The organism is Mycobacteriales bacterium (assembly GCA_035690485.1).
Classification (GTDB): domain Bacteria; phylum Actinomycetota; class Actinomycetes; order JAFAQI01; family DASSKL01; genus DASSKL01.
Map to the genome: position 1 here is coordinate 1 of DASSKL010000096.1, position 19,820 is coordinate 19,820.

The 19,820-nt window shown below is 71.5% G+C and carries 17 protein-coding genes; 11 read left to right on the forward strand and 6 right to left on the reverse strand.

Annotated elements, in window-relative coordinates:
• The 5 genes from VFJ21_14590 to VFJ21_14610 form a co-directional block, all read left to right on the forward strand.
• Positions 1-204 (forward strand): hypothetical protein (locus VFJ21_14590; GenBank protein ID HET7408348.1); only part of this gene is annotated, 204 nt, incomplete at its 5' end.
• A gap of 93 nt (positions 205-297) precedes the next feature.
• Positions 298-2,139 (forward strand): cytochrome b N-terminal domain-containing protein, encoded by a 1,842-nt coding sequence (locus VFJ21_14595; GenBank protein HET7408349.1) that lies wholly within the window; start codon positions 298-300, stop codon positions 2,137-2,139.
• A 105-nt stretch (positions 2,140-2,244) separates the two neighbouring features.
• Positions 2,245-2,787 carry a flavodoxin gene (locus VFJ21_14600; GenBank protein HET7408350.1) on the forward strand — a complete coding sequence of 181 codons (543 nt, stop codon included), beginning with the start codon at positions 2,245-2,247 and terminating at the stop codon, positions 2,785-2,787.
• Positions 2,784-3,518, forward strand: a complete 735-nt coding sequence (locus VFJ21_14605) for an ABC transporter ATP-binding protein (protein HET7408351.1) — start codon at positions 2,784-2,786, stop codon at positions 3,516-3,518. The genes VFJ21_14600 and VFJ21_14605 overlap by 4 nt, the downstream gene beginning before the upstream one ends.
• Before the next feature lie 6 nt (positions 3,519-3,524).
• On the forward strand, positions 3,525-6,440 hold the full coding sequence (locus VFJ21_14610) for an FtsX-like permease family protein (protein HET7408352.1): 2,916 nt from the start codon (positions 3,525-3,527) through the stop codon (positions 6,438-6,440).
• Positions 6,441-6,515: 75 nt separating this feature from the next.
• On the opposite strand, the gene VFJ21_14615 is transcribed toward VFJ21_14610, so the two are convergent.
• On the reverse strand, positions 6,516-7,793 hold the full coding sequence (locus VFJ21_14615) for an acyl-CoA dehydrogenase family protein (GenBank protein ID HET7408353.1): 1,278 nt from the start codon (positions 7,791-7,793) through the stop codon (positions 6,516-6,518).
• 90 nt (positions 7,794-7,883) lie between these two features.
• On the opposite strand from VFJ21_14615, the gene VFJ21_14620 reads away from it, so the two are divergent.
• Positions 7,884-9,167, forward strand: coding sequence for a DUF1707 domain-containing protein (locus VFJ21_14620; GenBank protein ID HET7408354.1), 1,284 nt, complete (start codon positions 7,884-7,886; stop codon positions 9,165-9,167).
• A 4-nt stretch (positions 9,168-9,171) separates the two neighbouring features.
• On the opposite strand, the gene VFJ21_14625 is transcribed toward VFJ21_14620, so the two are convergent.
• The gene (locus VFJ21_14625) at positions 9,172-10,566 is read right to left on the reverse strand and encodes a hypothetical protein (protein HET7408355.1); all 1,395 of its coding nucleotides are present in this window, start codon (positions 10,564-10,566) and stop codon (positions 9,172-9,174) included.
• A gap of 95 nt (positions 10,567-10,661) precedes the next feature.
• Entirely contained in the window at positions 10,662-12,398 is a 1,737-nt protein-coding gene (locus VFJ21_14630) for a glycosyltransferase family 39 protein (protein ID HET7408356.1), read from the reverse strand.
• A gap of 94 nt (positions 12,399-12,492) precedes the next feature.
• Here VFJ21_14630 and VFJ21_14635 point away from each other — a divergent pair, with 94 nt between their 5' ends.
• Positions 12,493-13,407: a TIGR03560 family F420-dependent LLM class oxidoreductase gene (locus VFJ21_14635; GenBank protein ID HET7408357.1), complete on the forward strand. Its 915-nt coding sequence runs from the start codon at positions 12,493-12,495 to the stop codon at positions 13,405-13,407.
• A gap of 6 nt (positions 13,408-13,413) precedes the next feature.
• On the opposite strand, the gene VFJ21_14640 is transcribed toward VFJ21_14635, so the two are convergent.
• Both VFJ21_14640 and VFJ21_14645 read right to left on the reverse strand, forming a co-directional pair.
• Positions 13,414-13,827 (reverse strand): hypothetical protein, encoded by a 414-nt coding sequence (locus VFJ21_14640; GenBank protein ID HET7408358.1) that lies wholly within the window; start codon positions 13,825-13,827, stop codon positions 13,414-13,416.
• Between the two features lie 56 nt (positions 13,828-13,883).
• On the reverse strand, positions 13,884-14,342 hold the full coding sequence (locus VFJ21_14645; GenBank protein ID HET7408359.1) for a peroxiredoxin: 459 nt from the start codon (positions 14,340-14,342) through the stop codon (positions 13,884-13,886).
• A 57-nt stretch (positions 14,343-14,399) separates the two neighbouring features.
• Here VFJ21_14645 and VFJ21_14650 point away from each other — a divergent pair, with 57 nt between their 5' ends.
• Entirely contained in the window at positions 14,400-15,191 is a 792-nt protein-coding gene (locus VFJ21_14650) for an ATP-binding cassette domain-containing protein (GenBank protein HET7408360.1), read from the forward strand.
• A gap of 12 nt (positions 15,192-15,203) precedes the next feature.
• Positions 15,204-16,730 carry a trehalose-6-phosphate synthase gene (locus VFJ21_14655; protein ID HET7408361.1) on the forward strand — a complete coding sequence of 509 codons (1,527 nt, stop codon included), beginning with the start codon at positions 15,204-15,206 and terminating at the stop codon, positions 16,728-16,730.
• Between the two features lie 85 nt (positions 16,731-16,815).
• Here VFJ21_14655 and VFJ21_14660 read toward each other — a convergent pair whose 3' ends face one another.
• Positions 16,816-17,034 carry a hypothetical protein gene (locus tag VFJ21_14660; GenBank protein ID HET7408362.1) on the reverse strand — a complete coding sequence of 73 codons (219 nt, stop codon included), beginning with the start codon at positions 17,032-17,034 and terminating at the stop codon, positions 16,816-16,818.
• A 176-nt stretch (positions 17,035-17,210) separates the two neighbouring features.
• Here VFJ21_14660 and VFJ21_14665 point away from each other — a divergent pair, with 176 nt between their 5' ends.
• Positions 17,211-18,023, forward strand: coding sequence for a hypothetical protein (locus tag VFJ21_14665; protein ID HET7408363.1), 813 nt, complete (start codon positions 17,211-17,213; stop codon positions 18,021-18,023).
• Entirely contained in the window at positions 18,023-19,816 is a 1,794-nt protein-coding gene (locus tag VFJ21_14670; protein HET7408364.1) for a fumarate reductase/succinate dehydrogenase flavoprotein subunit, read from the forward strand. Before VFJ21_14665 ends, VFJ21_14670 begins: the two co-directional genes overlap by 1 nt.
• Positions 19,817-19,820 lie beyond the last annotated feature (4 nt).

Genomic DNA, 19,820 nt, shown 5'->3' on the forward strand with positions numbered 1-19,820 from the left:
AGCTCGTGGACCAACCTGGTCGAACGCTGGTTCAAAGAACTCACCGACCGCATGCTGCGCCGCGGCGTCTTCACCAGCGTGGCGCAACTCGAAACGGCCATCCGGGACTGGGCCGCGCACTGGAACACCGACCCCCAGCCCGTCATCTGGAAGCCCCCGCCGAAGACATCATCGCCAAGGTCCAACGAGGCCGAGCAGCCTTAACCCGCCAGATCAATACGACGACGGACCACTAGCGCCCGATTCGGTGGACCGCCGCGGTCCTGACCGGACCGCGCGGCGAGGGGGAGGTGAGACATGTCGCAGCTGGCTTCCGCGACACACGTGGTCGCAGCGCCGGTCGATCTCAACGGGCCGGGCACCTACCTGCACTGGTCGGTCTTCGAGATCTCGGCCGCCAACCTGGGCGTGATCATCGCGATGGTGCTGCTCTTCGTCGCCGCCCTTGGCTTGCGGTTCCCCGCCGGGCGCCCGGTCGAGCCGGCCGCCGACCCCGCCGAGGCGTCGCTCGGTGGCGGGACAGGGCCACCCGAGACCGGGACGGCGACGTCCTGGACCGGGCGGACCCGGCGGATCGCGCTGCGCTGGCTGCCGCCGGACCGACTGCTTCCCGAGCACCAGCCGTCGTACGTCGCGTCCTGGATCTACGTGTTCGGCGTGGCCAGCCTCGCGGCGCTGGTGATGGCGATCCTGTCCGGCGCGCTGATCGCTCTCGGTGGCGTCGACTGGTGGCACACGAACTCGGTCGGCCACTTCTTCAACAGCATGCACCTGTGGAGCGTCGAGCTATTCATGGCGTTCATGGTCGTCCATCTCTGGGGCAAGTTCTGGATGGCTGCCTGGCGTGGCCGCCGGGCCCGCACGTGGATCACCGGGGTCCTGGCGTTCCTGGTCTCTGTCGTCGAGTGCTTCACCGGCTACGTGTCGCAGCAGAACTTCGACTCGCAGTGGATCGCGACCAACGGCAAGGACGCATTCAACGCCGCAGGGGTCGGCGGCTTCTGGAATGTCATGCGATTCGGCCAGATGCTGCTCTGGCACATCGTGCTGGTCCCGCTGGTGCTGCTTGCACTGGTCGGCGTACACATCCTGCTCGTCCGCCACCGCGGCGTCGTGCACCCGTTCCCGCCGCGCAGTGGTCGAGATGCGCTCGGCCGGCTGATCGACGGCGGTCGCACCCGCCTCGGACGCCGGCAGGTCAAGGCTGACGACGCCGCCGAGTGGCGAGGTCCGCGCCGCAGCTACGACCTGATCCGCGAGGCGCTGGCCGCCACTGCCGTGGTCGCTCTTGCCACCGTGGCCTTGGCCGCCATCCTGTCGTCGCCCGACAAGCCGCAGATAACCGTGCGGCAGTGGGCCGCCGCGGCGCCCGACGACTTCGTCGGGACCGCCGCGACGGAGCTTGCCGGGACGTCGTTCTCCGCCACCTACGGCCCGCCGTACAACCACGGTGACGGTGCCGTGCAGGGACTCGGTGTCTCCTGGCAACGGATGGCGGGCGTCCTCTACCCGGTGAACCCGCAGAAGATGTTCGTGCTCGACCCGCTGCGTGCCTCGGCCGGTCACGACCCGACGCTGCACGACGCCCTGGTCCGGTGGGACGCCGCGCCGGCCACGCAGCGGAGCACCTGGGCCAACAACTACGCGGACGCGGCCGCCAAGAAGGTGACCTTCCCGAACGGGACGCCGACGGTCTCACCCGGCAGTTACGGGCCGGTGCCCGAGCTGATGACGGCCGAGCTCACTCTTGCCCGCGACGGTGCGCTCGACGCCAGTCTGCTGTCCGGCCAGCCCTTCTACGGGACCGACCTGACCCGCGCGCTGCTGTTCCCGGCGGACGGCGGTTACTACGCCGACCAGGCCGCTGCGGAGCACCTGCAGGGCACGCAGTGGGGCGTGATGAACGAGACCGGCAGCTACCCCGGTCAGCCGTGGCTGTGGCTCTACCAGCTCTGGTACCACGTGCCCGGCATCGACGCCAACAGCAACATCGACCTCATCGCGATCTACCTGACCGGCGCGGCGACCGTGCTGCTGCTCCTCGTGCCGTTCATCCCGGGCCTGCGCTCGATCCCTCGCGGGATCCCCGTCTACCGGCTGATCTGGCGCCACTACTACCGCGAGACCGAACGCCGGTAGCCGGCCGGACGGGCCGCACGGGGTCGGCGTGCGGGACCTTCTGCCCTGTCGCCGCCGCGGCGTACGGCGTGAGTCTGGGGTGAGCACTCGACCAGGAGGTGCGCCATGAAGGCGGTCGTCGTCTACGAGTCGATGTTCGGAAACACCCGCCGTGTCGCCACCGCGATCGCCGAGGGGCTCGGCCCGGCCGGCGAGGTCGTGGTCGTGCCCGTCGGCGAGGTCACCCCGGCGGTGTGGGGCGATGCCGACCTGCTGGTGGTCGGCGGCCCGACCCACGTGCACGGCATGAGCGGTCCCCGCTCGCGCCAGGCAGCGGACGAGATGGCCCGCAAGCCCGGCAGCGGCGTGGCGTTCGAGCCCGGCGCGGAGGCCGCAGGGCTGCGCGAATGGCTTGCCGGGCGCCCGGACCTCGCCACCGCGGTCGCGGCGTTCGACACCAGGATGCACGGTCCGGCGTTCTTCACCGGGCGCGCGTCTCGCCGCATCCTGCGCTCGTTGAAGCGGCTGGGTGGTCGCCCGGTCGCGGCGCCGGAGAGCTTCTTCGTCACCAGGGCCAGCCTCCTCGACGCGGGTGAGTGCGAGCGCGCGCGGCAGTGGGGTGCCGGCCTTGCCGCCAGCGTGCCCGGCCGGGTGAGCGTGAAGACGTGATCGCGCCGGAGCCACTGCTCGTCGCCGAGGGTGTCCGCAAGGTCTACCGCACGGGCACCATCGAGGTGGAGGCGCTGCGCGGGCTGGACCTGCAGGTCGACGCGGGCGAGCTCGTCGGGGTGATGGGCCCGTCCGGGTCCGGCAAGACCACGCTGCTCAACTGCCTGTCCGGTCTCGACGACATCGACGGCGGTCGGGTGCTCGTGCAGGGTCGCGACCTGTTCGCGATGTCCGACCGGAAGCGCACCGACCACCGGGCCCGGGCGATGGGCTTCGTCTTCCAGGCGTTCAACCTGATCCCTGTGTTCTCCGCGGAGGAGAACTGTGAGATCCCGTTGCTACTCACCGGGGTGCCCGCCGCCGAGGCACGGGCGCGGGCCCGCGAGATGCTGGAGCGCGTCGGGCTCGGCCATCGCGCCGAGCACCGCCCCAACGAGATGTCCGGCGGGGAGCAGCAGCGGGTCGCGATCGCGCGGGCCCTCGTCGCCCGGCCCGCACTGGTCTGGGCCGACGAGCCGACCGGCAACCTCGACTCGGCGATGGCTGAGCGCGTCATGGACCTGCTGATCGAGCTCAACCGGGATGACGGGCAGACGATCGTGCTCGTCACGCACGACGGCGGCATCGGCGAGCGGCTGCCGCGGCTGCTGCGGATGCACGACGGCACGCTGGTGGATGACGTACGCCGCAGAGCGGGGCCACCGGTCGCGGTCGCCCTCCCCGTCGGGTGAGCGGCCGTGTATCCCGGGCTACGGGGACCCCTGCTGATCCTGGTGGCGGTCAGCCTCACCGGGCTACTGGTCCTGCTGATCCGCCAGCCGGTCTCACGCCGGCTGGCCTTCCGCCAGGTCGCCCGCCGCCGGACCGAGGCGGCGCTGGTCGTCACCGGGTCGGTGCTGGGCACCGCCATCATCGTCGGCGCGCTGATCGTCGGTGACACGCTCAACCACTCCGTGCGCGACGCCGCCTACCGCACGCTCGGCCCGATCGACGAGCGCGTCGTGGCGACCGATCCGGCCGTCGGCGCGACGCTGACCGCCCGGCTCCGCCCGCTCGCCGGCGACCCCTCGGTCGACGGCGTGCTGAGTGGTCTGGTCACCCAGGCCGCGGCCACGACGGGCAGCGGGTCCACCGCGACGGCCGAACCTCGGGTGCTCGCGTGGGACCTCGACCTGTCCGCGGCGGCCGGTTTCGGGAAGGCTGGGGGTGACCCCGGCCTCTCCGGTCCGAAGGCCCGACCGGGCACGGCCGTCGTCAACGAGCCGCTGGCGACCAGCCTGGCCCTGCACGTCGGCGAGCCGCTCACGCTCTATGTCGGCGGCCTGCCGAGACAGGTGACCGTCGCGCGGATCGTGCCCGAGCGAGGCCTGGCCGGCATGGGGCTCGGCGCAGCCGTCAACCGCAACGTCTTCCTGGCCCCGGGCTCCCTGACGACCGGGCCGGGGGTCGCCACGGTGGCGCTGGTGTCCAACCGGGGCGGGGTCGAGACCGGGGACCGGCTCACGTCGGCAGTCCTGCGGGACATGCGCAGCGCACTGGGGCCGGCCGCCGCAGTGGTCACCATCGACAGCCCGAAGCACACCGTGCTGGACAACGCTCGGCAGACCGGAGACACGCTGGGCGCGCTGTTCCTCATGATCGGCAGTTTCAGCATCATCGCGGGCTCGTTGCTGCTCGTGAACATCTTCGTGATGCTTGCCGAGGAGCGGAAGTCGCAGCTCGGCATGCTGCGCGCCCTCGGCATGAGCCGGTCTCGTCTCGTCGGCGCGCTGATGCTGGAGGGAGCCACCTACGCAGTCACCTCGGTGGTGCCGGGGATCCTGCTGGGGCTCGGCGTCGGCTACGGCGTGGCCTTGGTGGCGGCGCAGGTGTTCCGGACGTGGTCCTCCGATGCGACTGGCCTGGCCGTCTCCTTCGCCGTCACCCCCACGAGCCTCATCAACGGCGCGGCGCTCGGCCTGGTCATCTCCGCGCTCACGATCCTGCTCACCGCGGCACAGATCAGCCGCTTCAACATCATCGGCGCCATCCGCGATCTGCCCCCGTCGGTGAGCGCGCGCGGCCGTCGCGGCCTGCTCGTCGGCGGCAGCCTCGCGGCTGTGGCCACGGCGGCGCTCGCCGTCCCGGCCGTCATCAGCAGCTCCGGCGTGCCCACGTTGCTGCTGCCGTCGATGGCCGTGCTCTTCGCCATCCCGGTGCTGCAGCGGGTGGTGGGCGGCGCGGCCGGCACCGTCGCTGCGGGGACGGTGCTCACCTGGACGCTCGTGGCCACCGTCGTACGTCCCGGAATCTTCGACACCCCCTCGATGTCGGTGTTCGTGGTGCTCGGCTCGCTGCTCGCGTTCTCGTCCGTCGTCCTCGTCAGCCGCAACCAGGGGCTGCTGCTCTGGCCGGTACGCCGGCTGCTCGAGCGCTCGACCCAGAACGGGCTGGCCGTGCGCCTGGCCGTCGCCTATCCGCTCGCGAAGCGGTTCCGCACCGGCGCGACGCTGGTCATGTACACGCTCATCACCCTGGTGCTGGTGCTGCTCGCCGAGATCTCCGGCGTCATCAACGGCAGCATCGACGCCACGATCCGCAACGCAACGGCGGGATTCGGCCTGCGGGTCGACGTCAACCCGGCCGTCTCGGCGCAGACGCTGGCCGCGCTGCGCGGGCCGGCCCTGGCCGACCAGGTGAGCGAGGTGGCGCCGATCCTGTCCGCTGCCGCCCAGTCCTCGGACCCCGGGCACCGCACCGACGCGCCGATCCGCGCGGTCGTCGTCGGGATGCCGGGCGGCAGCATCGACGCGATGCCGTTCGACCGACGGATGCCGCTACTGGCCTCCGACCGGGCGGTGTGGGACCTGATCGCGCGCAACCCGTCCTACGTGGCCATCGACGCGGTCTACGGATCGACCGGCGGCCCGCCGGGCCGGTCCTACGAGCCGGGCGACACCTTCCGGGTCACCGACCCGGTCAGCGGCCGGACCGAGACCAAGCGGATCGCGGGCATCCTCCGCCACGGCATCGTGTTCTACCCGGCGACGAGCGACGGCGGCACGGCGTATCCGATCGTCGCCTCCACCGGCGCGGTCCAGGAACAGTTCGGCGCCGGGGCGAAGGTCTCCGCCGCGCTGCTCCGGTTGCGACCGGGCGTGGACGCCCGGCAGCTCGCCACCCGCCTGCAGGGCCGGTTCCTCGCCTCGTCGCTCGTCGCGACGCCGCTCGACGACAGCATCCGGCGGGTCTTCGCCGCGAACACCGCGTTCTTCCGGCTCATGCAGGGGTTCCTGGCGCTCGGCCTGCTCATCGGGGTGACCGGGCTCGGCGTCGTGATGGTGCGCGCCGTGCGGGAGCGCCGCCGGACCGTGGGTGTGCTGCGCGCGCTCGGAGTGCGCGCACGCACGGTGGCCCGGTCGTTCCTCGCCGAGAGCACCCTGGTGGCTGTCGAAGGCATAGTGCTGGGTTGCGTGCTCGGCGTGCTGACAACGTGGCTCATGTACCAGAAGAGCGCCGCGTTCGAGAGCGTCCAGACCGGGTTCCCCATCGCCTGGGGGTCGATCGCCGCCCTGCTCGGCGTCACGCTGGTCGCCTCCCTGGCCGCGACCCTCGCCCCGGCCCGGCGGGCGGCCGGCATCAAGCCCGCGCTGGCCGTGCGGGTCGCCGACTGACCCGGCGCACATCGACCCGGCGCCGTCTCACCGGCGGATCCCGGGTGAACCCGGACGCGGACCCGCGGCCCTGGACTAATGGCGGGCGAGCAGCTTCTGCATCCCTTCGGCGTACTTCTCCATGTCCGGGTCCTGGGCGAACAGGTCGGCGTACTTCTTGCGGGCCTCTTCGCGCTTGGCCGGGATGAACTCGGTCGGGAACAGCCCCTCGTGCGGGCGGTACTGCGACAGCACGTTGCGGGCGACGGTGACCTTGTGCACCTCGTCGACGCCGTCGGCGATGCCCATCGTCGGCGCGGAGGCGTACATCTGCTGGATCGGGGTCAGGTTCGTCGTGCCCAGCGAGCCGAGGATGTGCAGCGCCCGGAAGGACACGTCACGCAGCACCTTCGCCATCGTGTACTTCGTCGCGGCGATCTGCGTCCGCGCTTCCTGCGTCGAGGAGTTGTCGATCGTCCAAGCGGTCCAGAGCACCAGCAGCCGGAGCATGTGGATCTCGGCGTAGGAGTCGGCGATCGCCTCCTGCACCATCTGGTGCTCACCGATGACCTTGCCGTGCGACTCGCGTGACAGCGCCCGCTCGCACATCATGTCGAAGGCCAGCTTGCACTGGGCGATCGTGCGCATGGCGTGGTGGATGCGGCCGCCGCCTAGCCGCCGCTGCGCCAGCACCTTCGCGCCGTTCTCCGGGCCGAGCAGGTGGTCGAGGGGCACCCGCACGTCGACGTACTTCACCCAGTTGTGCGACGACGGGTAGGGCTGGATCTCCACGCCCGGCGTGTCCTTGGGCACCACGAACATGCCGTTGGTGCACATGACGAAGAGGATGTCGGCGACCCGCGCCGCGCTGGTGAACCACTTCTCGCCGTTGATGACCCACTCGTCGCCGTCCCGCACCGCGTGGGTCTTGAACAGGTTGGGGTCGGACCCGCCCTGCGGCTCGGTCATCGAGTAGGCCGACCAGATCTCCTGGTTCATCAGCGGCTTGAGCCAGCGCTCCTTCTGCTCGTCGGTGCCGTAGGCCGCGAGCATCTCCATGTTGCCGGTGTCGGGCGCCTGGCAGCCGAAGATCGCCGGCGCGGAGCCGTAACGGCCGAGGATCTCGTTGAGCAGCGCGAGCTTGAGCTGGCCGAACCCGGGCCCGCCCAGCTCTTTGTCCAGGAAGACGGCCCAGAGCCCCTGGTCCTTCACCTGCTGCTTCAGCGGGTCGACCAGCGCCCTGATCTTCGGGTCGCGCGCGCGCACTGCGAACGGGAAGACGAGGTCGAGCGGCTCGATCTCGTTCTTGCAGAATTCGGCGACCCAGTCGAGCTTCTCCTGGAACTTCGGCTCGGTCGAAAAGTCCCATGCCATGGCGCTGCCCCTTCGCTGCGTGCCCGGACGTCAGGTGCATCATTGCGTGCCTCCGTTGCACACGGCGACGCGCCCACGGAGGATGCCTTCATGAGCGACGCCCTCGGGGGGACCGGCGACGTCCGCGTCTCGGACGCGGACCGTGATCTCGCGATCGCCCAGCTGCGCCAGCATGCGGCCGAGGGTCGGCTCACCCTCGACGAGTTCAGCGAACGCGTGGGTCAGGCGTTGGGCGCCGTGACCCGGGCCGACCTCGATGCCGTGCTCGCGGACCTCCCGACTGGCTCCGCGCCGGTGCCGGCGAAGGGACGCGTACGCCGGTGGTTCGTGGCCGTCATGAGTGGAGCCGAGGCGCGTGGCCGGTGGCGCACGGGTGCCCGCGTCAACGCGGTCGCCCTCATGGGCGGTTGCTACCTCGACTTCCGGCGGGCGGTCATCGACGAGCCCGAGGTCGTCGTCACCGCGGTCGCACTCATGGGCGGGGTCCACATCATCGTCCCGGAGGGCGTCGACGTGGAGCTCACCGGGCTGCCGATCATGGGCGGCAAACGCCTGCAGATCGCCGACGTCCCCGTGTTGCCAGGCTCGCCACGGATCGTGGTCCGGGCTTTTCCGATCATGGGCGGCGTCGAGGTGCGCTCCAAGGGTGCGGGGGAGAAGGACGAGACCCCGGCCGTCCCCGGCATGCCGCCGATGCCCGGCGTCCCCACCGTCCCGGGAATGCCGGTGCCCGGAGTCCACGGAGTCCACGGAGTCCCCGGAGTCCCCGGGGCACCGACGGGCCATGGCATGTTCCCGCCCAACGGCGCGGGCCCCGTCCGGGGCGTGTCCCACCAGCCGGAGGCGGGCGCCACGGTGCCCGAGGGCACCGTCACGATCATGTTCAGCGACGTGTGCGCGTTCAGCGAGCTGACCGAACGCCTCGGCGACGTGGCCATGCACCGCCTGCTCGCCGAGCACAACCGGATCGTGCGCGCCGAGGTGGCCGCCCATGACGGCCAGGTGGTGAAGGCGAACGGCGACGGCTTCATGGTCGTCTTCACCAGCGCCGCCCGAGCACTTCGCTGCGCGGCCGCGGTGCAGCAGGCGGTACGCCGGGTGCACCCCGGCGGGGAGGAGGTGCGCCTGCACATCGGGTTGCACGCCGGAGAGGTGGTCCACGACGGCACCGACCTGATCGGTCAGGCGGTCAACCTCGCCAGCCGGCTCACCGACGCGGCCGGCCCCGACGAGATCCTGGTGTCGACGCTCGCCCGCGAACTCGCCGCCGGGTCGCGGGAGTTCAGGTTCGGCGAGCCGCGCGAGGTCGACCTGAAGGGGCTCGGCCCGCGGGTGGCCTTCCCGTTGGAGTGGAAGGCCACCGAGACCCTCTGATCGATCAGGCCAGCGGGCGGCCGGTGCGGCGCACTGCCACGCCGCAACCCACGAGCAGCAACGCCAGCAGCGCGACCAGCCGTGCGTCGAACCCCGTGAACGGCAGCGGTCCGGTGGCGGCCGGGGCAACTTCGGTGCCCTGGTTGCCCGACCGACCCGCACTGCCGGTCTGGCCGGCGTTGCCGGACTGGCCGCCGGTCTGACCCGCGTTGCCCGACTGGCCCGGGTTGCCCGACCGGCCGGGGACCGTCGCGCCCTGCTGTTGGCTGGCCGGAACGGTGGCGGTGGTGCCCTTGGCCGGCGTGGAGGAACCGGTTACCACGCCGATCGCCGGCAGGCCGGACTGGGAGGTGCCGGTCAGCACCGCGGCGGTCTCCGTCGGCAACGACCCCGTGCCCGCCTTGGCGTAGACGCAGATCAGCTCGATCAGCGGGTTGAGCGGGATGTCGCACTGCCCCCCGACCTGCTGGTTGTCGACGATCTGGTTGCCGTTGACGTTGGCGATGTAGGCGGAGCCCTTGCCGCTGCTGTCGGTGTGCGCGTAGAGCAGGTAGAGGCTCAGGCAGCTGTTGTCGGAGCAGTCGGCGTCGCTCTTGTCGCTGCCCGCCACCAGGTGTACGCCGTAGCTGGTGGTCGAGCCGCTCGACGTGTCGGGGCTGCCTTGCGTGTAGGACGCGGTCGACTCGCTGTGCAGCACGTCGAGGAAGAGCGCCGACGGCAGCATCAGGGTCAGCAGCGACGCCGAGCTGGTCGCGGTCCACGTGTCGCCCTGGGTCTGCGTGCGCGCGTCGTAGGGCATCGCCGCAAGCCCGAGCGGGGCCAGCGGGTTGTCACCTGCGCCGAGGAGGGTGCCGTTCTTGTGGTCGTTGGCGCCCTTGGCCGTGCCGCCGACGACGGTCTGCCCACCGAGCTCGAGCGGGTCGGCGGTGGACGACGTCTTCGACTGGTCACTCGTCGCGGTGGCCGACGAGTGGGCGATCGCGATGACGCCGCTTACGTTCGCCGCGTAGGCCTCCGCCGTGCCGTCGGGCGCGGGCGAGGCGGTCGCGGTGGCCGACGGCGACGTCGTGCCGGCCGGCAGGGCCAGCGTCGAGCTCGACGCCGCGGGCGCGGCATCGGTGAGGGTCGTGGGGGCGGGGACGAGCTGCGGAGCCGTGGTCGCACCGGTCACCGTGCTCACCGTCGAGGTGACGGTCGACACGGCGGAGGTGAGCGTGCTGCCCGACGTCGACGTGTCCCCGGCCGATGTCGTGCTGCCCGAGGGCGCGACCGTGCTCGTCACGGTCGACGTGGTGCCGCTGACAGTGCCGGTGAGGCTCGAACCCACGTCGGCGAACGCCGTGGTCGGGATGACGAGCAACGGAGCAGCGATCGCTGCGACGACAACGGCGCGCTTCATGGGGACCCCCGCGGTATGGCCTCGATGTGGCTTTTGCGCGCATTGTGCCCCCTGACGGCCGTGAGTGAAACATCGCCCACGCAGAGTGACGACGTTCAGGCCTGCGCGCCCTCCGGCGCGAGCGCTGGATCGAGGTCGGCGTCGTCGTCGTCCGCAGCAGCGGCACGGCGGCGCAGCCGTACGACCACCGCGGCGGCGATGGCGATCGTGACGGCGCCGGCGGCGATGAAGGGGGAGAGCGAGTACCAGCGCGACCACGGCGCGACGACCAGCATGTTCGACATGTCGTCGGTGATCGGCGTGTGGGGCCCTGCGGCCCAGAAGGAGTTGACCAGCGACGCGAAAGCGTGCACCTCGATCGCCGCCGCGGCCGCGAGACATCCGGGCACGACCAGCAGGGTGGTCCACCGCACGACATCGCGCGGGCCCCGGCCGCCGGCGGTGAGCAGCGCGTCGACCGCGACGGCCGCCAGGACGGCCAGCGACGGCACCAGCCCGTAGAGGTAGCGACCCTGCAGCCCCGGGGTGGTGCCGTAGTGGAAGTAGACCGACGCGCTCCCGGCCGTGATCAGCACGAGGTAGAAGCCGAGCGGCAGCAGGATCAGCAGGAGCAGCAGCCGCGACCCGTGCCGGCGTACCCCCGCGATCAGCGAGACGGCGATCAGGGCGACGGTGGTGAACGCGAGCAGCAGCGCGGTGGCCCGCGACAGCGTGGCGAAGCCCGCTGCGCCGGTCGGTTCGAAGAAGCTCCGCGGGACCAGGTCCTCGATCGTCGACAGGAAGTGCCCGACCGGGGGCCGGTGGGCGAGCCGGGGACCGCGGATCTGCTGGACGGCATCGACGCCGTAGCCCTGGGGCTGGATCTGCCCGTAAAGCACCAGGTTGCGCAACCACCACCAGCCGCCGACGACGAAGCCGACGCCCCAGCACACCAGCAGCGGACGCCACGCGAATGCCCGGTGCCGCCACCAGGCGACGGCGTAGGCGAGCAGCATCGCGACCACCAGCGTCAGTGCGAAGCCCTTGGTCAGCAGCGCGAGCCCGAGCAGCACGCCGGACCACGCCGCCGTGCGCCAGGACAGGTCGCCGCGACCGATCCGGACCGCACCGATGAGCACCGCTGCGGTCAGTACCGCGAGCAGCCCGTCGTTGTTGACCATGCCGCCCACCCGGATCACTCCGGGCACGGCGAGCGTCAGCGCGGCCGCGGCTACCGGGACCGGTGGTGGCGCGCGAAGGGCCCGGGCGAGCCCCCAGGCCAGCAGCGGGAGCCACGCGATGATGAACGCGCTGACCAGCCGCAGCGCGAACAGGAAGTGCGTGAACGGCATCTGATCCCACGCGCCCGGCCAGGCCCGCACGAGCAGCGCCGCCGTCGCGTAGTAGAGCGGTGGGTGCTGCACGATCTGGTTCGGCAGGCCGCCGGAGCTCTTGTCGCCGCCCTCCTGGTCGAACGACGGCCGCTTGCCGCGCGGCGGGATCGGCAGCTTGCTGAACGGCCGCACGTTCAGGTGGTTGTAGAAGTACGTCGACGGGATGGCGACGCCCTGGGCGACGTAGCGATGCCCGGGCGCGGGCCAGCCGTCGCCCTCCAGCAGCGACACCACCATGTCGACGTGCTGCGGTTCGTCGAACCCGGCGTACGGCGGGAACGCGATTGCCGACGCGGCGCTCAGGCTGAACGTCAGCCCGCAGAGCAGCCACACGATCAGCGGCGGGGCCGCCAGGAGCGCGACGACCCGCCGGCCGGTTCGCAACGCCGCGTCTCCGCGTCGGCGCCGATGGCTGGTGGGCCGGTCCTCGGCGTCCGAGCCGGCGCGCGCAGATGACATGGCGCCCCACACCATAGACAGCAGTGATCGCCGGCTGCGGTCATCGACCCGCCGGAGCCTTGCCCGGCGCCGCGCGGCAAGTACTGTCCGCGCCATGCGATTCAGCGTGTGGCCGAGTCCGGGCCGACCGTGGTCCGACGTGCTTGCGATCGTCGCCCACTGCGACGCCACCGGGTGGGACGGCGCCTACGCCGCCGACCACTTCATGCCCAACGACCCGGGCGGCGCGCAACCGCTCGACGGGCCGGTCCTCGAGTGCTGGTCGGTCCTTGCCGCGCTCGCCGCCCGCACCGAGCGGCTGCGGCTCGGCAGCCTCGTGACGGGCAACCTCTACCGGCACCCGGCCGTCCTCGCGAACATCGCGGCGACCGTCGACCACGTGTCCGGCGGGCGGCTGGTCGTGGGTCTCGGCGCCGGCTGGCAGGTGAACGAGCACGCGGCGTACGGCATCGACCTGATGTCGACCACCGAGCGGCTCGACCGGTTCGAGGAGGCGTGCGCGGTGCTTCGCTCGCTGCTGCACGAGCAGCGGACGACGTTCGCCGGCGCGCACTACACGATCACCGACGCGCCGTGCGACCCGAAGCCGGTGCAGCCACGGCTTCCGCTTCTGGTGGGTGGCCGCGGCGAGAAGCGGACGCTGCGGATCGCCGCTCGCCACGCCGACGAGTGGAACGCGTGGACCACTCCGGAGCAGTTCGCGCACAAGAGCGCCGTGCTCGACCGGCACTGCGCCGACGTCGGCCGCGACCCCGCCGACATTCGGCGATCCACGCAGGCGCTGGTGCACCTCGGCACCGACGAGGAACGGCTGGCCAAGCACCGATCGGGTGGTTCCGGGTTCCCGCAGCTGGTCGGGACTCCGGCGGAGATGCTCGACCAGGTCGGCGCCTACGCCGCGGTCGGCGTCGACGAGTTCATCGTGCCCGACTGGACCATGGGCCAGGTCGAGCGCACGCTCGACACCCTCGACCTCTTCCGGACCGAGGTCGCCGCGAAGCTGCGCTGATTCGCGTCAGCGGCTCGCGACGGGGGCGCCGCCCATCAGCACGTCGAACGCCCGGCCGCCCGCCGGTCCGTCGAACGAGAGGGCCGGCACCGCCGGCGGCCGCACCGGTCCGCCGTCGTCGGCGAGGCCGAGACCGGGGTCGAGGTCGGGGTCGAGCTCCGGGCCGAGATCCGGGTCGATCGGCGCGTCGGAGCGCCGAGCTGAGGCGTGGCTGACGGCCGCGGCGACGCGGCGGTCGAGATCCTCCACCCGCGCCTCGAGCTGGGACAGTCCCTGCCGCTCGCTGTCGAGGTAGCTGCCGAGCCGGGCCTCGAGGCGAAACATGCGGACCTGCAGGGCCGCGACCTCGGCCTCGTGCTGGCCCCGCTGCACCGCCATCGCGACACGCAGCCGGCGCGCCTCCCACGACATCGTCTCCACGTGCCCTAGTCTGCCTCCTCCCCGGCACGGCACGTGGGGGAGTCCCCGAAAGGTCGTCAGCTCGCCGCGCGGATGTCCTCCAGCACCTCGGCGGCGTGGCCGGCGACGTCGGTGACCTCGTAGGTCTTCGCGATGGTCTGGTCGGGCGCGATCAGGAAGGTGATCCGCTTCGGGAGGGCGGCCCAGTCGTCGTCGGGCGGCCGGGCGGCGCCGTAGGCCGTGCCCACCGCCTTGTCCACGTCGCAGAGCAGCCGGAAGGTGAAGCCTTGCTTCGTGCGGAACTCGAGGTTCTCCGCGGGGGTGTCGAACGACGCGCCGAGAATGACCGCGTCTACCGACTCGAACTCGGGGGCTCGATCACGGAACCCCTGGCCTTCCCGGGTTCAACCGGGGGTCGATGCCTTGGGGTACCACCAGAGGACCACCCAGCGGCCGGCGTAGTCCGACAGGCTGACGTCGTTGCCGTCCTGGTCGAGCAACGTGAACTGCGGGGCCTGCTCGCCGACCGCCACCATGCGCGCCACCTCCCGTGTGTGCGCCGCCGGCGTGCGTCCGTGCCGTAGGTTCGGCCCGTGCCCGGCGACGCTGTCCTCGAGTTGTCCGGGGTGACCGTACGCCGAGACGGCGCCGTCCTGCTCGCCCCGCTGGACTGGCGTGTCGGCGCGGGGGAGCGCTGGGTGGTGCTGGGCGCCAACGGGGCGGGGAAGACCACGTTGCTGCAGGTCGCGACCGGGATGATCGCGCCGTCGGCGGGCAGCGTCCGGCTGCTCGGCGAGAGCCTCGCCGAGGCCGACCTCGACGACCTGCTGCCCAGGGTCGGCTGGTCCAGCGCCGCGCTCGCCGAGCAGCTGCCGCGCGACGAGCGCGCGGTCGACGTGGTGCTCACTGCGACCTACGCCGCGGTGCGTCGTGGCGGCGAGACCTACGACGCCGCCGACGAGGCGCGGGCCCGCGCCCTGCTGGCGCAGCTCGGCTGCCGCCAGCTCGTCGACCGGACGTTCGGCACCCTGTCGGAGGGGGAGCGCAAGCGGGTGCAGCTGGCCCGCGCGCTGATGCCCGACCCCGAGCTGCTGGTCATGGACGAGCCGGCGGCCGGGCTCGACCTTGGGGGGCGCGAGGCGTTGCTGCGCCGGCTGGCGCGGGTCGCGGCCGACCCCGCGTCACCCACGCTGGTGCTCGTGACCCACCACGTCGAGGAGATCCCGGCCGGCTTCACCCACGCCCTGCTGCTGCGCGGCGGTCGGGTCGTCGCGGCCGGCCCGCTCGCCGACGTGCTGACCGAGCGAGCTCTCTCGACGTGTTTCGGGCTGCCTCTGTGGGTCACCCGCCGCGGCGGCCGTTACGCCGCCCAGGCGCGCGTCTGACAGTGTTGTCGCATGGCCCTCGATGTCCCGCTGGACCTGCCGGTGGTCCTGCTCTCGCACCGGGGACCCGCGTCGTTCCGGCGTACGGCCGGGGGGCGCCGGACGATCCGGCGCAGTGCCGGCGGGCTGGTCACGGCGCTCATGGGGCTGGCCGAGCACCTGCAGGACGAGGTCTGGGTCTGCGCTGCCTCGACCCCCGAGGACGCCGTCCTCGCCGCCGAGCACGAGGGCGCACCGGTCGAGATCGCCTTCGAGCCGGCACCGCGGCTGGTGCCGCCGGAGGAGGAGGCCGAGGGGCCGACGTTCAACGTGAAGTACGTCGAGGTCGACCCGCAACGCCACGAGCAGTTCTACACGGTGATCGCCAACCCGCTGCTGTGGTTCATCCAGCACGGCCTCTACGACCGGGCCACCTCACCCGAGCTGACTGCGGCGACCCGGGCGGCCTTCGAGCACGGCTACGCCGCGGTCAACGCGCAGTTCGCCGACGCGGTCGCCGACGAGGTGCTCGCGCGCGGCGGCCGGGCGCTGGTGATGCTGCACGACTACCACTTCTACCTGGTGGGTCGCCGGGTCCGCGAGCGCTGCCCGGACGCCGTGATCAGCCATTTCGTGCACATTCCCTGGCCGAGCCCCGACTCCTGGCGGATCCTGCCGCCCGACGAGCGCGACCGGATCATGCAGGGGCTGCTGGGCTGCGACGTGGTCGCCTTCCACACCCACCGGTTCGCGCGAAACTTCCTGCTCTGTGCCCAGGAGCTGCTCGGCCTCGAGGTCGACTGGCGGGAGAACTGCGTGCAGGTCGGCAACCGGCGTTGTGCGGCCCGCGCCTACCCGATCTCCGTCGACGTCGACGCGCTGATGGCGGTGCGCGACTCCGACGAGGTCGAGATGCACCGGGCCGTCCTGTACGCCCGCCACGTCGGCGGCGACCGCAAGCTGATCCTGCGCGTCGACCGCACCGACCCGTCGAAGAACATCGTGCGCGGTTTCCGCGCCTTCGACGTGCTGCTGACCGACCACCCGGAGCTGCGGGAGCGGGTGACGTTCCTCGCCTCGCTGATGCCCAGCCGCACCGACGTACCGGAGTACTCCAACTACATCGCTCAGATCGGCGCGGTGGTCGCCGAGGTCAACGCCCGCCACCACGCCGAGGGCTGGCAGCCGATCGACCTGCGGCTGCAGGAGGACCTGGCGTTCGCCGTGGCGGGCTACACGCTGTGCGACGTGCTGGTGGTCAACGCGGTCAACGACGGCATGAACCTGGTGGCGAAGGAGGCGGTGCTCGTGAACGAGCGCGACGGCGTACTGCTGCTGTCGGAGAACGCCGGGGCGCACGAGGAGCTCGGCGAGTACGCGATCACCGTCTACCCGTTCGACATCCAGCAGACGGCCGACGCCATGTACGCCGCACTGACCATGCCGGTCGAGGAACGCCGCCGCCGGCTGGCGGGGGCGGCCGAGGTGGTCCGGTCCAACGACGTCGAACGCTGGCTCAACCGCCAGCTCGCCGACCTCGCGCCGCTGCTGCGCCCCTGAGGCCCACGCTTCCGAGCGCTTGCACCTCGACAAACGAAGGACCCGTGCGGATCGCCGCACGGGTCCTTCGTCGTAGAGCCGGGGGCTACTCGAGGTCGGGAAACTGCCCCTCGAGGACGCCGCGGTCATCGTGCAGCTCGACCGCTACGGCGCGGAGGCGGTCGGCGAAACGGCGCCCGTGGTGGGCGCAGAACAGCAGGTCGCCGCCACCGGGCAGCACGGCACGCACGAATGCCTGCGCGCCGCAACGGTCACAACGATCCGCTGGGGTCAGGGTCGCTTCCTTGGAGATGGTCGGTGTCATCACACTCCATCCAACGCCGTCGGGCGGTCCTGGCTTCCACCATAGGTGTGCCGGGGGCGTGACGGGCGTCACACGCCGCAGGTGTCGGTCGGTCCGTGACAGGGGTGGGCACAAGGAGAGCGTTCTCGCCCTGGCATGATCCTGCCCGGATCGCACGCAGCTCGAGAGGACGGCCGATGACGACGCAGACCACCACGAGGGGAGAGGCGGCGAGTCGCAGCATCGGTGGTCGGCGCGCGGCGATCCGCCAGCGGACCCTTCGCAACGACGCCTGGTGGGCCTACCCCGCGTCGGTCTGGCTCGGGCTCGGCCTGTTCACCGCCTACGGCATCTGGGTCGCGTTCGTGAACCAGGACTACTTCGTCAAGCCCTACCTGTCGCCGTTCTACTCGCCGTGCATCGCCAACCACTGCGTCGACGACCTCTACCCGCACTTCGTGCCGGCCCCGGCCAACTTCTCGCCCGCGTTGATCATCCTGGCCTTCCCGGGACTGTTCCGGGCGACCTGCTACTACTACCGCAAGGCGACCTACCGGGCCTTCTTCGGCTCGCCGCCGGCGTGTGCCGTCGCGGAGCCGGCCAAGCGCTACTCCGGCGAGATGTCGTTCCCGTTCAGCGGGATGAACCTGCACCGCTACACCTGGTACTTCGCCGTGCTGCTGGTCGGGATCCTCTCCTACGACGCCGCCGAGGCGTTCCTGTTCCCCCAGGGCGTGGGCATCGGCGTCGGCACCGGCGTACTCGTCATCAACGCGATCCTCATCGCCGGTTACACGTTCGGCTGCCACTCCTGCCGGCACATCACGGCGGGGCGCATCAACAACTTCTCGAAGCACCCGGTGCGCTACCGCATGTGGAACCTCGTGTCCAAGCTCAACGCCCGGCACGAGGAGTGGGCCTGGGCGTCGATGCTCTGGATCGCGTTGGCCGACCTCTACATCCGGCTCGTCGCCGCCGGTGTGTTCAACGACCCGCATTGGATCTTCTGATGGCCGAGTTCGAGACCCACGATTACGACGTCGTCGTCGTCGGCGCCGGCGGCGCCGGCCTGCGGGCGGCGATCGCCGCGCACGAGTCCGGCGCCAAGACCGCAGTGGTCTGCAAGTCGCTGCTCGGTAAGGCGCACACCGTCATGGCCGAGGGCGGCATCGCGGCGTCGATGGGCAACGTCTGGCCCGAGGACAACTGGCAGGTCCACTTCCGCGACACCATGCGCGGCGGCAAGATGCTCAACAACTGGCGCATGGCGCAGCTGCACGCGCAGGAGGCGCCGGAGCGGGTGTGGGAGCTCGAGGAGTGGGGCGCACTCTTCGACCGCACCAAGGACGGCAAGATCAGCCAGCGCGACTTCGGCGGCCACCGCTACGCGCGGCTCGCGCACGTGGGCGACCGCACCGGCCTGGAGATGATCCGCACCCTCCAGCACAAGACCGTCGCCCTCGGTGTCGACGTCTTCATGGAGTGCACGATCACCCGCCTGCTCAAGGACGGCGACGGAATCGCCGGGGCGTTCGGCTACTGGCGCGAGTCGGGCCGGTTCATCGCGTTCCGGGCGCCGTCGGTGGTCCTCGCCACGGGCGGCATCGGCAAGAGCTTCCGGGTCACGTCCAACTCCTGGGAGTACACCGGCGACGGCCACGCGTTAGCGCTGGCCGCCGGCGCGTCCCTGATCAACATGGAGTTCGTGCAGTTCCACCCGACCGGCATGGTCTGGCCGCCGTCGGTGCGCGGCATCCTCGTCACCGAGTCGGTGCGCGGTGAGGGTGGCGTGCTGCGCAACTCCGAGGGCCGGCGCTTCATGTTCGACTACATCCCGGAGTACTTCAAAGAGGAGACGGCCGACAACGAGGCCGAGGCCGACCGCTGGTACGACGACCACATCAACAACCGCCGCCCGCCGGAGCTGCTGCCCCGCGACGAGGTGGCCCGGGCCATCAACTCCGAGATCAAGGCCGGGCGCGGCACCCCGCACGGCGGCGTCTACCTCGACATCGCCTCGCGGCGCCCGGCCGAGGACATCCTCCGCCGGCTGCCGTCGATGTACCACCAGTTCAAGGAGCTGGCCGACGTCGACATCACCAAGGAGCCGATGGAGATCGGCCCGACCTGCCACTACGTCATGGGCGGCGTCGAGGTCGATGCCGACACCCAGGAGTCGATCGTGCCGGGTCTGTTCGCCGCCGGCGAGGTCGCGGGCGGCATGCACGGCTCCAACCGGCTCGGCGGCAACTCGCTCGGCGACCTGCTCGTCTTCGGCAAGCGCGCCGGGGAGTACGCCGCCCAGCGCGCGGCCACCCACGGTGCCCCCCAGCTCGAGGGCAGGCAGGTGGAGGCGGCGGCGACCGAGGCGCTCCTGCCGTTCCAGCGGGAGCGCGGCGAGAACCCCTACACGCTGCAGTACGACCTGCAGGCGGCGATGCAGGAGCTGGTCGGGATCATCCGCACGGAGTCCGAGCTGCGCAGCGCCCTGAAGGAGATCGTCGCGCTGAAGGAGCGGGCGAAGAACCTCGCGGTCGAGGGCAACCGGCAGTTCAACCCGGGCTGGAACCTCGCGCTCGACCTGCGCTCGATGCTGACCGTCTCCGAGTGCATCGCGATGGCCGCCCTCGAGCGGCAGGAGAGTCGCGGCGGGCACACGCGCGACGACTTCCCGACCGCCGACGAGCACTGGGGCAAGATCAACCTGGTCCTCACGCAGACCAACAACGGGGAGCTGCAGCTCGACCGCAAGCCGCTACCCGAGATGCCCGACGACCTCAAGCAGCTGTTCGAGGAGCACTGATCGC

What these genes read in the sequence shown, in the direction of transcription:
- VFJ21_14595 (HET7408349.1), top strand. Translation starts at nt 298, where the DNA reads ATGTCGCAGCTGGCTTCCGCGACACACGTGGTCGCAGCGCCGGTCGAT.
- VFJ21_14600 (HET7408350.1), top strand. Translation starts at nt 2,245, where the DNA reads ATGAAGGCGGTCGTCGTCTACGAGTCGATGTTCGGAAACACCCGCCGT.
- VFJ21_14615 (HET7408353.1), bottom strand. Translation starts at nt 7,793, where the DNA reads ATGGCATGGGACTTTTCGACCGAGCCGAAGTTCCAGGAGAAGCTCGAC.
- VFJ21_14620 (HET7408354.1), top strand. Translation starts at nt 7,884, where the DNA reads ATGAGCGACGCCCTCGGGGGGACCGGCGACGTCCGCGTCTCGGACGCG.
- VFJ21_14625 (HET7408355.1), bottom strand. Translation starts at nt 10,566, where the DNA reads ATGAAGCGCGCCGTTGTCGTCGCAGCGATCGCTGCTCCGTTGCTCGTC.
- VFJ21_14630 (HET7408356.1), bottom strand. Translation starts at nt 12,398, where the DNA reads ATGTCATCTGCGCGCGCCGGCTCGGACGCCGAGGACCGGCCCACCAGC.
- VFJ21_14635 (HET7408357.1), top strand. Translation starts at nt 12,493, where the DNA reads ATGCGATTCAGCGTGTGGCCGAGTCCGGGCCGACCGTGGTCCGACGTG.
- VFJ21_14655 (HET7408361.1), top strand. Translation starts at nt 15,204, where the DNA reads ATGGCCCTCGATGTCCCGCTGGACCTGCCGGTGGTCCTGCTCTCGCAC.
- VFJ21_14660 (HET7408362.1), bottom strand. Translation starts at nt 17,034, where the DNA reads ATGACACCGACCATCTCCAAGGAAGCGACCCTGACCCCAGCGGATCGT.
- VFJ21_14665 (HET7408363.1), top strand. Translation starts at nt 17,211, where the DNA reads ATGACGACGCAGACCACCACGAGGGGAGAGGCGGCGAGTCGCAGCATC.
- VFJ21_14670 (HET7408364.1), top strand. Translation starts at nt 18,023, where the DNA reads ATGGCCGAGTTCGAGACCCACGATTACGACGTCGTCGTCGTCGGCGCC.